The 13,558-nt window shown below is 40.8% G+C and carries 14 protein-coding genes; all 14 read left to right on the forward strand.

Translation table 11 applies throughout. The features are described 5' to 3' along the window. Positions 1-8 precede the first annotated feature (8 nt). Entirely contained in the window at positions 9-596 is a 588-nt protein-coding gene (locus HMPREF0549_RS07395; RefSeq protein WP_040531627.1) for a thymidine kinase, read from the forward strand. Positions 597-605: 9 nt separating this feature from the next. Then, positions 606-1,688, forward strand: coding sequence for a peptide chain release factor 1 (gene prfA / locus HMPREF0549_RS07400; protein ID WP_178696161.1), 1,083 nt, complete (start codon positions 606-608; stop codon positions 1,686-1,688). Beyond that, a complete protein-coding gene (prmC, locus tag HMPREF0549_RS07405) occupies positions 1,681-2,541 on the forward strand; it encodes a peptide chain release factor N(5)-glutamine methyltransferase (protein WP_003717656.1) in 861 nt (286 codons plus the stop codon). The genes prfA and prmC overlap by 8 nt, the downstream gene beginning before the upstream one ends. Positions 2,542-2,546: 5 nt before the next feature. Continuing rightward, positions 2,547-3,566 (forward strand): L-threonylcarbamoyladenylate synthase, encoded by a 1,020-nt coding sequence (locus HMPREF0549_RS07410; protein ID WP_040531629.1) that lies wholly within the window; start codon positions 2,547-2,549, stop codon positions 3,564-3,566. Positions 3,567-3,644: 78 nt separating this feature from the next. Continuing rightward, positions 3,645-4,280, forward strand: a complete 636-nt coding sequence (gene upp / locus HMPREF0549_RS07415; protein ID WP_003717658.1) for a uracil phosphoribosyltransferase — start codon at positions 3,645-3,647, stop codon at positions 4,278-4,280. Between the two features lie 192 nt (positions 4,281-4,472). Beyond that, positions 4,473-6,200, forward strand: coding sequence for a phosphoenolpyruvate--protein phosphotransferase (ptsP, locus tag HMPREF0549_RS07420; RefSeq protein ID WP_003717659.1), 1,728 nt, complete (start codon positions 4,473-4,475; stop codon positions 6,198-6,200). A gap of 108 nt (positions 6,201-6,308) precedes the next feature. Further along, positions 6,309-7,421: a YibE/F family protein gene (locus HMPREF0549_RS07425; protein ID WP_040531726.1), complete on the forward strand. Its 1,113-nt coding sequence runs from the start codon at positions 6,309-6,311 to the stop codon at positions 7,419-7,421. Next, positions 7,421-8,194 carry a YibE/F family protein gene (locus tag HMPREF0549_RS07430; RefSeq protein ID WP_040531631.1) on the forward strand — a complete coding sequence of 258 codons (774 nt, stop codon included), beginning with the start codon at positions 7,421-7,423 and terminating at the stop codon, positions 8,192-8,194. The genes HMPREF0549_RS07425 and HMPREF0549_RS07430 overlap by 1 nt, the downstream gene beginning before the upstream one ends. A 149-nt stretch (positions 8,195-8,343) precedes the next feature. Next, complete coding sequence (locus HMPREF0549_RS07435) at positions 8,344-9,645, forward strand: solute carrier family 23 protein (protein WP_040531632.1); 1,302 nt, start codon at positions 8,344-8,346, stop codon at positions 9,643-9,645. A 287-nt stretch (positions 9,646-9,932) separates the two neighbouring features. Next, positions 9,933-10,640 (forward strand): F0F1 ATP synthase subunit A, encoded by a 708-nt coding sequence (atpB, locus tag HMPREF0549_RS07440; RefSeq protein WP_003717663.1) that lies wholly within the window; start codon positions 9,933-9,935, stop codon positions 10,638-10,640. A 29-nt stretch (positions 10,641-10,669) separates the two neighbouring features. Continuing rightward, the gene (gene atpE / locus HMPREF0549_RS07445) at positions 10,670-10,888 is read left to right on the forward strand and encodes a F0F1 ATP synthase subunit C (RefSeq protein ID WP_003666561.1); all 219 of its coding nucleotides are present in this window, start codon (positions 10,670-10,672) and stop codon (positions 10,886-10,888) included. A 49-nt stretch (positions 10,889-10,937) separates the two neighbouring features. After that, positions 10,938-11,456 (forward strand): F0F1 ATP synthase subunit B, encoded by a 519-nt coding sequence (gene atpF / locus HMPREF0549_RS07450; protein ID WP_003717664.1) that lies wholly within the window; start codon positions 10,938-10,940, stop codon positions 11,454-11,456. Beyond that, positions 11,446-11,988, forward strand: a complete 543-nt coding sequence (gene atpH / locus HMPREF0549_RS07455; protein WP_003717665.1) for an ATP synthase F1 subunit delta — start codon at positions 11,446-11,448, stop codon at positions 11,986-11,988. The genes atpF and atpH overlap by 11 nt, the downstream gene beginning before the upstream one ends. A 30-nt stretch (positions 11,989-12,018) precedes the next feature. Beyond that, positions 12,019-13,554 (forward strand): F0F1 ATP synthase subunit alpha, encoded by a 1,536-nt coding sequence (gene atpA, locus HMPREF0549_RS07460; RefSeq protein ID WP_003717666.1) that lies wholly within the window; start codon positions 12,019-12,021, stop codon positions 13,552-13,554. Positions 13,555-13,558: the final 4 nt, after the last annotated feature.

Consider the following 13,558-nt stretch of genomic DNA (forward strand, 5'->3'; position numbering starts at 1 on the left):
TGCGAATTGTGGCGCAACTATTTTTTAAGTATGGCGCAATGAATTCCGGAAAGTCTATTGATATCCTGAAGGTTGCTCATAACTATGAGGAACAAGGTAAAAAGGTAGTCTTGTTAACCAGCGGGGTTGATGACCGTTCCGGAAGAGGTGTAATTGCAAGTCGAATTGGTCTTTCACGGAAAGTTCAACCTGTAATGGCTGACACGGATATTTATGACTATGTTTGTCAAATGAACGAAAAAATTTATTGCGTTTTGATTGATGAGGCACAATTCTTAAAGAAGAGACATGTTCTTCAGTTAATCAAAATTGTTGACGAGCTTCACATTCCGGTAATGACGTTTGGCTTAAAGAATGATTTTAAAAATGAATTATTCGAGGGGTCGAAGTACTTACTAATTTATGCCGACAAAATTGAAGAAATGAAAACAATTTGTTGGTTCTGCGGAAAAAAGGCAACGATGAATTTACGGGTTCATAATGGACAACCAGTTTATGAAGGCGAGCAGGTTCAAATTGGTGGTAATGAGTCGTATTACCCAGTTTGTCGTTACCATTATTTCCATCCAAAAATACAGGGAAAAGGAGAAAAGTAACCTATGGAAATGGCTGAAATTTTCGATAAGCTGCAAGCTGTAGCTGATCGATATGACGAATTAAATGAGTTGATTAGTGATCCTGAAGTGATCGCTGATTCACAGCGGTTTATGAAGCTCTCTAAGGAAGAAGGGAGCTTACGGGAGACTGTTGAAAAGTATAATGAATATAAAAAGGTAACACAGACAATCAGTGATGATGAGGAACTATTACGTGAGAGTGATGATCCTGACCTGACTGAATTAACAAAAGATGAATTAAGTAGCGCTAAGGATCAACAGGCCAAATTGGAAAAAGAATTAGAGATCCTCTTGATTCCAAAGGATCCAAATGATGATAAAAACATTATTATGGAAATCCGTGGTGCTGCTGGTGGGGATGAAGCAAGCCTATTTGCGGCTGATCTTTACAACATGTACCTCCACTATGCTGAAAACCAGGGATGGAAGGTTGAAGTTGTTGATAAGAGCGAAACGGAAGTCGGTGGCTTTAAGGAAATTGCTTTGATGATTACCGGTGATAAGGTTTACTCAAAGTTAAAATTTGAAAACGGGGCGCACCGGGTTCAACGGGTACCAGTGACTGAATCTGCCGGACGGGTCCATACTTCTACCGCTACTGTTGGAGTAATGCCAGAAGCAGAAGACGTTGACGTTGATATTGATCCAAAAGACATTCGGGTTGATGTTTATCGTTCGAGTGGTGCAGGTGGTCAGCACGTTAACAAGACTTCATCAGCTGTGCGGATGACTCACTTGCCAACTGGAATCGTTGTTGCCATGCAGGATGAGCGGTCACAGCAGCAAAACCGGGCCAAGGCTATGCGGATTTTGAAATCCCGGGTTTACGACTACTACCAACAAAAAGAGCAAAGTGCGTATGATGCTAAGCGAAAAGACGCAATCGGAACGGGTGATCGTTCTGAACGAATTCGGACGTATAATTATCCACAAAACCGGGTTACGGACCACCGAATCGGTTTGACCTTAAACAAGCTTGATAAAATTATGTCAGGTGATCTTGATGAGATTATCGAGGCATTAATCGTTGCTGACCAAACGAAGAAATTGGAACAACTACGGAATGAATAATCAAACTTATTTTGCTGCGCAACGCTGGGCAAAGGAACAGTTAAGCGGGCACCCTATTGATCCTGGCTCACCCCAATTTCTTTTAAAAGAGCGTCACGGTTGGGATGATACCCACCTGCTGGTTCACAATCGCGAATTGATGCCAAGTGATGAATGGCAATGGTTTCAAGGGGCAATTAAGCGCTTGCTAAATGAGGAGCCTGCCCAGTATATTGTTGGGAGTGCCCCGTTTTACGGAAGAACATTCATGGTTAATCATGATGTCCTGATTCCGGAAGCTGAGACTGCTGAGTTAGTTGACTGGGTTTTAAAGGAAAATACATCTACACCATTAAAAGTTCTTGATTTAGGAACCGGAAGCGGGGTAATTGGAATTACCTTGGCTCTGGAGCGTCCACAGTGGAATGTTACGTTAAGTGATGTTTCACCTGCTGCTTTGATGGTTGCACAAAAAAATATGCAGCGGTTCAACCTTAATTTAAGGCTGGTGCAAAGCGACCTTTTTGCTAACCTGACTAATGAAAAGTATGATTTGATTGTTACTAACCCGCCATACATTTCTCATGATGCTACTGCGTTGATGGATAGGTCAGTTTTGAAGTATGAACCTGAATTAGCACTCTTTGCCGATGAGAACGGGCTAGGCTTTTATCATCGTTTGTTCGCAACGATTGCTAGTCATTTGACTTTGCAAGGACAGCTATTTGGTGAAACCGGTTTTGATCAGGAACAAGTAATTCAAGAATTATTGCATCGGGTAGATAGAACTGCCCAGATTGAACCACGGCATGATGTTGCTGGGAAGATGAGGATGATACACGTATGGGATTTTTCAAATGTAGGAGGAAATTAGAAAGAATGGATACGAGGATTTTTCATTTAGATGAAATTAATCAAGCAGCTAAAGCCATTCAAGACGGTAAACTAGTTGCATTTCCTACCGAAACTGTTTATGGACTAGGAGCAGATGCAACTAACGAAGCGGCAGTCAAAAATGTCTATCTGGCAAAGGGACGACCAAGCGATAACCCGCTAATCGTTCATGTTGCCTCAGTTGAAATGGTAGAGAGATATGCAAGTGTGATTCCGGATAATGCCCGAAAATTAATGAAAAAATTTTGGCCGGGCTCACTTACAATTATCCTAAATATTAAAAAGGGAGTTCTCTCAAAGACCGTTACTGGTGGTCTTTCAACGGTTGCTTTTCGTTTTCCAGATTGTCAACCAACACTTGATTTGATTAAGAAGGCCGGAGTACCGATTGTTGGTCCGTCAGCTAATACTTCTGGGAAGCCTAGTCCAACAACTGCTCAACACGTTTATCATGATCTTCATGGGAAAATTGCGGGAATCATTGATAATGGCCCTACTCGGGTGGGTGTTGAGTCAACAGTTCTTGATATGTCAACTGATCATCCTGTTATTTTGCGTCCCGGAGCGGTCACAAAGCATCAGATTGAAGAGGTAATTGGTTCAATTGATTTGAATCACCACCATGTTGGTAAAAATGAAACCCCAAAGGCGCCAGGAATGAAGTATAAGCACTACGCTCCTAACGCTCAGGTTTACATTGTTGATGAGGGAACCGACTGGAAACAAGTTGTTGATTGGATTAAGCAACAGCCGTTTGACGTTGGAATGATGGCAGAAGAAAAGATTTTGCAACAGGCAACCCTGCCAATGAATGCAATTCAATTTTCATTGGGGAAGAACGTTGCTGATGCGAGTGCGCGCCTATTTGATGGTCTGCGACAGTTTGATGATCAACCGAATGTTAAGGCAATTGTTACCCAAGCATTCCCGGCAAAGGATCTTGGTCGGGCATACATGAACCGGTTAAATAAATCAGCTGGTGGCGAACATTTTGCAACAAAATAAAAAAAGTTGCCTATTTGTTTATCAAATAGGCATTTTTTTTGGTAAAATAGGGAAGAAATTCAAAGGAGTGTATTAGGCATGGGTAAATTTGAAGTGATGGATCACCCATTGATTCAACACAAATTGACAATGATTCGGGATAAGAACGTTGGAACAAAGTTTTTCCGTGAAACGGTAAAGGAAATTTCAACATTGATGGCATATGAAGTTGCTCGTGATATGCCGCTAAAGGATGTTGAAGTTGAAACGCCAATCGCCAAGACAACTAAGAAGGAATTAGCAGGGAAGAAAGTAGCAATTATCCCAATTCTTCGTGCTGGCTTAGGAATGGTTGACGGAATGACTGATTTGATTCCAGCTGCCAAGATTGGCTTTATCGGGATGTACCGTGACGAAGAGACATTAAAGCCACACGAATACTTTGTAAAGCTACCAAATGACATTACTGAACGGCAATTATTCATTGTTGACCCAATGTTAGCAACTGGTGGTTCAGCAATGATGGCAATTGAAGCATTGAAGAAGCGTGGCTGTTCTGAAAAGAACATGAAGTTTGCATGTTTAGTTGCTGCTCCAGAAGGGGTTAAAGCTGTTCGTGAAACTTATCCAGACGTAGATATCTACGCTGCCGGGCTTGATGATCACTTAAATAAGGACGGTTACATTGTTCCAGGTTTAGGTGATGCTGGTGACCGTCTCTTTGGTACTAAGTAAATTTGATTAGACTCGGTAAGTTAGAGACTATTGATTATGGGAAGAGATCGAGAAAAGCAAAGTAGTTTTTTTCTTGGTCTCTTTTTGTTTCTTCTTCAAATTTAAATGGGCATTTATTGAACTGGTCATTAAGAAAAGATTCTCCTATAATAGATGTAAACCGGTTTCTTTAAAGAGGGTAAGCAGATAGAAATGACTTTAAAAATGACAGGGACAGCGGCTAGTAATGGTGTCGGAATTGCGCCAGCATACATTGTAGATAAACCAGATCTGAGTTTTGAAAAGCGTCGGATTAGTGATCCATTTGCGGAAATTCAGCGCTTTAAAGATGCTTTGCTTGCAATTAGTAATGATCTTAGAGCGCTAAAAAAAGCAGCCACGAAAAAGTTATCAAAAGATGAGCTTGCGATCTTTGATGTTCATATTGAAATCCTAGATGATCCAGAAATGTTTAATCAGGTGGTTACTCGGATTCGAAGTCAGCGGATTAACGCGGAAACGGCTTTTGAAGAAGTAATTACGCGGGTTATTCACGAATTTGAATCAATGACGGGAAATAAGTACATGCAGGAGCGGGCAACGGATTTTGCTAGTATTCGGGATCAGGTATTGGCAAAGCTTGAAGGAAAACAACTTCCTAACCTGCAAACGCTTGACCATCCAGTAATCGTGGTTGCTCACATGATTGGACCATCAGATACTTCCCAAATGAATGCTAAGTATGTTAAAGGGATTGTTACTGAAGTTGGCGGTCGGACCAGCCATGCTGCAATAATGGCTCGTTCATTGCAAATTCCGGCAATTGTTGGTTGTAAAAAGGTTGCTCATCAGGTAAAAAATGGTGAGCGGCTGGTTGTTGATGGTTTTTCGGGAACAGCGATTGTTGAACCCACTACTCAGCAGGTAGCGCATTATCAGCAACTAGCAAGTCAGTATGCAGCGGAAAAGCTTCAGTGGGCGAAGTTAGTCAATAGTCCTTCAGTTACTAAGGATGGTCAACAGTTAACCATCTCCGCTAATATTGGGTCGTCAAATGACATTCCGGCAGCCGTTAATAATGGGGCAGATGAAATTGGCCTTTTCCGGACTGAATTTCTTTACATGAAGAGCGAACACTTACCGACTGAAGAGGAGCAGTTTCGCGCATATCGGGATGCGGTTGAAAGTCTTGGGGGCAAGACACTAGTAGTAAGAACTCTGGATATTGGTGGTGATAAACCGCTGACCTTTATGCCGCTCCCTCATGAATTGAACCCGTTTTTAGGCTATCGAGCAATTCGAATTTCATTAGATCGACCACAAATGTTTCGTACCCAGTTACGAGCATTGATTCGTGCTTCACAGTTTGGTCAAGTTAATATTATGTTTCCAATGATTACGACTTTGGAAGAGCTCCAGGCAGCCAAGAAGATTTACTATGAAGAACGAGAAAAATTGCGCCAAGATTATCCACATATTGGGGCAAACATTAAATTAGGAATTATGATTGAGGTTCCACTGGCTGCATTATATGCAGAGCGATTAGCTAAGGAGGTTGACTTCTTTAGCATCGGAACTAACGATCTGATTCAATACTGTTTTGCGGCTGATCGGGGGAATGCATCAGTTTCCTACCTTTATCAACCACTGAATCCACCATTTTTAAGATTAATTGAGCACATTATTAAATCAGGTCACCAGCATAATACAACGGTGGCAATGTGTGGTGAAATGGCTGGCGATCGTCTTGCTTTGCCTCTTTTAATGGGAATGGGATTGGACGAATATTCGATGAGCGCAACATCGATCTTACGTACTCGCTCAATGATGAGAAACCTTGACATTAATGAATGCCAAAAGTTATACCATGAAGCAGTGACAAAGTGCGAAACCGCCAACCAAGTTCACGATTTAGTTGAAGAATGGCTAAAAAACGAATAGGTAACTAATAGTGAAGAGCTTACGATAAAGATAAGATTTTTATCAGCTCTTTTTTTGTTTTAAATGAATAGTAAAATATTGGGTGATTGTAAAAAAGAGGAAGTGAAAATCGTGACAATTCAGTGGTCACGCCAGAAAACATTCTTATTAATTGGGATGATTATTTGTGGCCTTGCAGCAATGCTTTTTGTTACTCATAATCAGCGCCTTTACCAACAGCCAATTGCTCGGGTTGTGCGAGTAACTAATGAAAAGCCTCAGCGAACTGAAGACCAGTTTAAAAATGTTGATCACCAAACTAATCAGGAACTTACAACAATCCTGATGAACGGGAAAAGACGTGGGGATAAAGTTAAGGTTCAAAACACATTTAGTGATTCGCAACCAATGGATCAGCAATATAAGGTTGGCGATCAGTTATTTCTTTCTCAGTTAAAAGCTAGCCATGGGAAATTATCAGCTAATCCAGCGGGGCCAAAACGGGATACAGTAGTTGTCTTTTTAAGCTGGCTTGTTATTACCGTTTTACTGCTAACGATGGGGAGAGCGGGGACATTTGCGCTTATTAGTGTAGTAATTAATACTATTTTATTCTTACTTGCAGTTTCACTAGACCTTCATAACCAGGGGAATCATGTCCTGCTGATTTTTTCAACGTTAGCTTTAATTTTTACCGTTATTAGTCTTTTACTTGTTCTTGGCCCAACTAAAAAAATGCTCGCTACGTTAGGCGCAACAGTTATCGGAACAACAGTTGCAATTTTAATTGGTGTCCTGGTTCTTCACCTTACCCATAATCGGGGGGTCTACTATGAATCTATGCAGTACGTGACTCAAGTACCACGACCGTTATTCATTGCGGAAATTTTACTGGGATCATTAGGTGCAGTTATGGATGAATCAAGTGATATTGTAGCAACATTATTTGAGTTAAAACGGATTGATCCGACCGTCACACGGTTGCAGCTATTTATGTCTGGAAGGAGTGTCGGTAAATCGATCATGGGCCCGTTAGTAAATGTCCTCTTTCTGATCTTTATGGCAGATACCTTTACGAATAGCTTACTTTACTTGAAGAACGGTAATTCATGGGGGTATACGTTCAGCATGAATATGAGTTTAGGAATGGTGCAAAGCTTGGTTAGCGGAATTGGAATTGTGTTGGCAGTTCCGGTAGTTAGTATCCTCGGCGCTTTACTGCTAGGAAGGAGGAACCGATAGTGAGTGCAATTTATGCATTAGGAATAGTGTTACTGTGTTCGATGGTTCTCGTTGGCGGTAAGCAGGGATGGCGATCCTTTCTTAGTCTATTGTTGAATTTTGGCTTCTTGTTTTTTGCCATTGTCTTGATTGAGTTTCACGTCCCACCAATGTTTGTTACTGCGACTACAGGAATCACGATTTTAGCAATCACGATTTTTATGGGGGAAGATGATTTGCGAACGACAGTGACAGCCTTTTATGCCTCATTGATTGTTTTAGCAATTCTGATTTTACTTATTCTGTTTGTCAGTCATTGGGCGATGGCTCAGGGCTTTGGTACTGAAGATAGTGATGATCTTGAGGGAATGTCGATCCTAATTGGAATTAGTTATTTAAAAGTTTCGGTTACCGCAATCGTTATTAGTACATTAGGAGCGATTGCTGAAGCAGCGATGGCAATTTCCGCAGGGTTGACGGAAATTCTGGAAACTCATCCTCAAATTAGTAATCCACGATTAGTTGAGGGAGGAATGGAAATCGGCCGTCAAATTATTGGAACGACATTGAACACCCTTTTCTTTGGCTTTTTTGGTGGCTTCCTTTCTCTTTTTATTTGGTTTGCAGGGTTACATTATTCATTTGGAATGATTTTTAACAATAAGATCTTTATTGCCGAGTTGATTGAAATCTTAATCTCGTTTCTCGGTGTCCTGCTAACTGTTCCAATCACTTCGTTAGTAATGGTTAAACGGCGAAAGCGGGTCATTGACAAACCGGTAGAAACGAAGTAAGATATTTTTTGAAATTAAAACCTTTAAAAGAGGTCCCGTGAGGCCTCAAAGGTGCGGTGAAATAACACTACATGGTTGTAGCATATTTACTAAAGCAGCTTTGGGGCTTCACTCAAAGCTGCTTTATTTTTTTAGGGAGGGAAATATTCATGGCTCATCGTGACGATGTCGTTTTAGACGTTAATGAAAAGCCAAAAACTGGTCAATGGATTGGGCTTTCACTCCAACACATGTTTTCCATGTTTGGTTCCACTGTTCTGGTGCCAATTCTTGTTGGGTTGAACCCGGGCATTGCACTTTTTAGTTCCGGTGTTGGTACGTTAATGTACCTTCTAATTACGAAACACAAGATCCCGGCATATATGGGTTCCAGTTTCTCGTTTGTTGTCCCAATGATGGCATTAATGAAGTCGACTGGTTATCCAGGAATTGCACAAGGGACAGTTGCCGTTGGGTGTGTTTACCTGATTGTTTCAATAATCGTTAGTTTAATTGGTTCGGATTGGATTGATAAGATCTTGCCGCCAATTATCGTTGGACCTGTAGTTGTTGTTATTGGACTTTCATTAGCTAGTACAGCAGCCAAGGATGCAACAATTAATTCAGTAACGGGAAAGTACGATCTTAAATTCTTTGCAGTTGCAATGATTACAATGCTACTGACAATTGCTTTCAATATGTACTTTAAAGGGTTCATGGGATTGATCCCAATTTTGATGGGGATTGTCTTTGGCTACATTGTTGCATGTTTGTTTGGGATCGTTGATTTTACACCAGTAGAGAAAGCTCACTGGTTCAGTCTGCCTGCGTTCCAAGTTCCGTTTATCGACTACCACCCACAATTTTATTGGGGAGCAATTTTAAGTATGGCGCCAATCGCGTTTGTAACTATGACGGAACACTTGGGTCATATTATGGTATTAAACGAATTGACAGAACGGAACTTCTTTAAGGATCCGGGATTAAACCACACCTTAGCAGGGGATGGGACTGCATCAATTATCGCTGGATTCGTTGGTGGTCCTCCAGTTACCAGTTATGGTGAAAACATTGGTGTTATCGCTATTACTAAGGTCCAATCTGTCTATGTTATTGCTGGTGCCGCAGCGTTTGCAATCTTCTTCAGTTTTATTGGCAAGTTAAGTGCCTTAATTGAAACGATTCCGATGCCAGTTATTGGTGGGATTTCCTTCCTTCTCTTTGGGGTGATTGCATCCAGTGGTCTACGAGTAATGATTGAAGACCAAATTGATTTCAACAAGAAGCGTAACCTCATGATCGCTTCAGCAATTCTGGTTATCGGAATTGGAAATGCCTACTTAAAATTAGGACAATACCAATTCTCTGGCTTAGCAGTTGCTGCTGTTTTGGGAATTGCATTAAACCTCATCCTTCCACAAGAAGCGCGGAGCGAAAAAGAAATTTCCGAAAAAGTTAATAAAACTAAATAATTAGATTAATGGGTCGAGAAGCAAGAAAAAATATTTTCTTTGTCTCTTGGCTTTTTAATTAAAAGATGATTAAAGGATCACGATTAGAAATGAATCTGTAAGGAGGAAATCTAATTAGGACGGTCTTTGTTAACGGTTTATTTCTTAAAAAAGCAAGAAATATTTTTGAATGTTGCTTCAAATGATGATATATTAATACTCGTATATTGGGCTAGTTCGTATTAGTATACGACGTTCATCCAATTTACAGCCAAATTATTGTTATTAAGGAAAGAGGTGAAATATGAATGGGCGGTGATGCTTTTACTTTTAAGTTTCTTGGCTTAACGTTTAACGCAACCAACATCATTTCAGGCCTTGTTATTTATGCAATCGTATTCTTTGTATTATTTGGCATGTCCCGAAAGATTCAAATGAAGCCAAAGGGTGCACAAAATGTTTTGGAATGGCTAATCGACTTCACGAACGGAATTGTTCGCAGTCAGATGCCAAATGAGGAGACAGGTCATTATAGTTTTTTGGCCTTTGTTCTTTTTATTTTCATCTTCTTTGCCAACCAGTTCGGCTTAATTTTCAATCTTAGTTGGAATAACCAAGAAATCCTTAGAAGTCCAACGGCGGATCCAGTTGTTACTTTAACATTCTCGCTGATGGTAATTACGCTGGCTCACTTTGCAGGAATTGCAAATAAGGGTCTTGGCGGTTACTTGAAGGGGTATGTAAAGCCATTTGCATTGATGTTGCCAGTCAATATCATTGAAGAATTGGCTAACTTCTTAACTTTGGGTTTGCGGATCTTTGGTAACATTTTTGCTGGTGAATTGCTATTAAAGCTGGTTGCTGGGGTTGCCTTCTCACACGGTGCTTTAACAATCATTCCAGGATTCTTACTTGAGTTGCTTTGGCAAGGATTCTCAGTATTTATCGGTTCAATTCAGGCATATGTTTTTGTAACATTAACGACAGTTTATATTTCTCGGAAGGTTTCCGAATAATAATCTATCTCTTAAGGAGGAATTTAAAAATGGCATTAGGAGCAATTGCTGCAGGACTCGCGGCTATGGGTGCCGCTATCGGTGGTGGTATTGGTGATGGTATCTTAATCGGACATACTGTTGACAGTATCGCACGTCAACCAGAATTACAAAGTAGATTACAAGCAACGATGTTCATTGGTGTTGGTTTGATTGAAGCCATGCCTATCATCGCTATTGTTATCGGCTTCCTTGTTATGAACAAGTAATTATTTTGATTAATAATTTTTATTTTAGAGAACAAGGAGGTGTCAATAGATGTTTGTGAACAGTGTTTTAGCTGAATCTAATAGCTTATACGTTGGTGATTTGGTATTCTACATCGTTACCTTCATCATCCTGATGTTGCTTATCAAGCACTTTGCTTGGAAGCCAGTTACGGATATGATGAAAAAGCGTGCAGATAAGATTGCTAGTGATATTGACAATGCTGCTAAATCACGTGAAAACGCTGAAAAGATGGCTGCTAAACGACAAGCTGAGTTACAAAACTCTCACCAAGAAGCTGCTGACATTGTTAATAATGCCAAGAAGTCTGGTGAAGCTCAACGTACTCAAATTGTTGAAGCTGCACAAAATGACGCTCAAGCACTTAAGCAACGCGCACAAGAAGATGCTAAGCAAGCTCGTCGTGATGCGTTGAATGGTGCAAAGGATGACGTTGCAAACTTATCTATTGAGATTGCTTCCAAACTCATCCACAAAGAATTAAATGCGGACGATCAAAAGGAATTGATCGATTCGTACATTGAAGGGTTGGTAGATCATGAGTCTTGATAAGCAAACAGTTGCAAATCGTTATGCGAAAGCACTGTTCGAGTTGGTCGATGAAGACAATACACTCGATCAAACTTATCAAGAATTGACTGCTCTACGTCAAGTCTTTGAGGACAACGCTGCACTGGCTTCTGTCTTATCAGGAGTTCAATTATCACTCAGTGAAAAGAAGTCCCTTATTGATGATTTGAAGAAAGGTTTTTCTCAACCAGTTTCAAATTTAATTCAAATGACTTTTGATTATGGCCGGATTAACGATCTAGTTGCAATCATTGATGAGTTTGAGCGACGGTATGACGCTAAGATGAAACGCGTTCATGCTGACGTTGTTACAGCGATCCAACTTGATAAACAACAACGTGATCAACTTAAGGCTAACCTAGCTCAACGATTTGGAGCTAAGGAAGTTGTTCTTCACGAACAAGTTGATCCCGAAATTTTGGGCGGAGTTATTGTTCATCTTAATAATAAGACATTGGATGGTAGCTTAAGTTCAAAGATTAAGCAGATTCGTCGTTTACTAGTTAGATAAATTATCTTATTTCGAAGAGGTGAGACCTTTATGAGCATTAAAACTGAGGAAATCAGTTCACTCATCAAGAAACAACTTGCCAACTACCAAGACAAAGTATCTGTCGAGGAAACGGGTACTGTTACCTACGTTGGTGATGGTGTTGCTCGTGCCGACGGCTTGGAAAATGCCATGGCTGGTGAGTTGCTCGAATTTAGTAACGGTGTTTACGGAATGGCACAAAACCTCGAAAGTAACGATGTTGGTATCGTTATTTTGGGAGACTTTTCTGGCATCCGTGAAGGTGATACCGTTAAGCGGACGGGTCGAATCATGGAAGTTCCCGTCGGTGACGCATTGTTAGGACGGGTAGTAGATTCATTAGGTCGACCAATTGATGGACTTGGTGAAATCAAGACTGACAAGACACGTCCAATTGAAAAGAAGGCTCCAGGTGTTATGGAGCGGAAGAGTGTTAGTGAACCATTGCAAACAGGTATTAAGGTTATTGATGCCTTGGTACCAATTGGTCGTGGTCAGCGTGAGTTGATCATTGGTGACCGGAAGACCGGTAAGACTGCCATTGCATTGGACACCATCATTAACCAAAAGGACAAGGACGTAATTTGTATTTACGTTGCTATTGGACAAAAGGAATCAACTGTTCGTGCAAACGTTGAAACCTTGCGACGTTACGGTGCATTAGACTACACAATTATTGTTTCAGCTAGTGCTTCTAACCCTGCACCAATGCTTTACATTGCCCCTTATGCTGGTGCTGCAATGGGTGAAGAGTTCATGTACGGTGGCAAAGATGTTTTGATTGTTTATGATGACCTTTCAAAGCAGGCCGATGCTTACCGTGAACTTTCATTGATTCTTCGTCGGCCTCCTGGTCGTGAAGCTTACCCTGGTGATATTTTCTATACTCACTCACGGTTACTGGAACGTGCTGCACGGTTATCTGATGACCTTGGTGGTGGGTCAATGACTGCATTACCAATTATTCAAACCCAAGCCGGTGATGTTTCTGCCTACATTCCAACCAACGTTATTTCAATTACTGATGGACAGATCTTCTTGAACTCTGATGAATTCTATGCAGGTCAACGTCCAGCCATTGATGCTGGTACATCAGTTTCTCGTGTTGGTGGTGATGCCCAGGTTAAGGCGATGAAGAAGGTTGCCGGGACATTGCGTTTGGATATTGCATCATATAATGAATTAGCTTCATTTGCCCAATTCGGTTCTGATTTGGATGAAGCAACTCAAGCCAAGTTATCACGTGGTAAGCACACTATGGAACTTCTGAAGCAAGGATTGCACCAACCACAACCTGTTGAACAACAAATTGTAACGCTGTTTGCTTTGTCAAACGGTTTCGTTGATCAAATTCCAGTGGATGATGTTCCACGCTATGAAAGCGAACTTGCTTCATTTATGCATGCTAATCACCAAGACCTTTATGACACGATTAAGTCAACTGGTAAATTACCAGAAGGTGACGACTTAAAGAATGCTGTTGCTGAGTTTACAAAATCTTTCCAAACCAGTGATGACAAGAAAAAAGCCGCACAAAAGAATTAATAAT

Source organism: Limosilactobacillus vaginalis DSM 5837 = ATCC 49540, assembly GCF_000159435.1.
Classification (GTDB): Bacteria; Bacillota; Bacilli; order Lactobacillales; family Lactobacillaceae; genus Limosilactobacillus; species Limosilactobacillus vaginalis.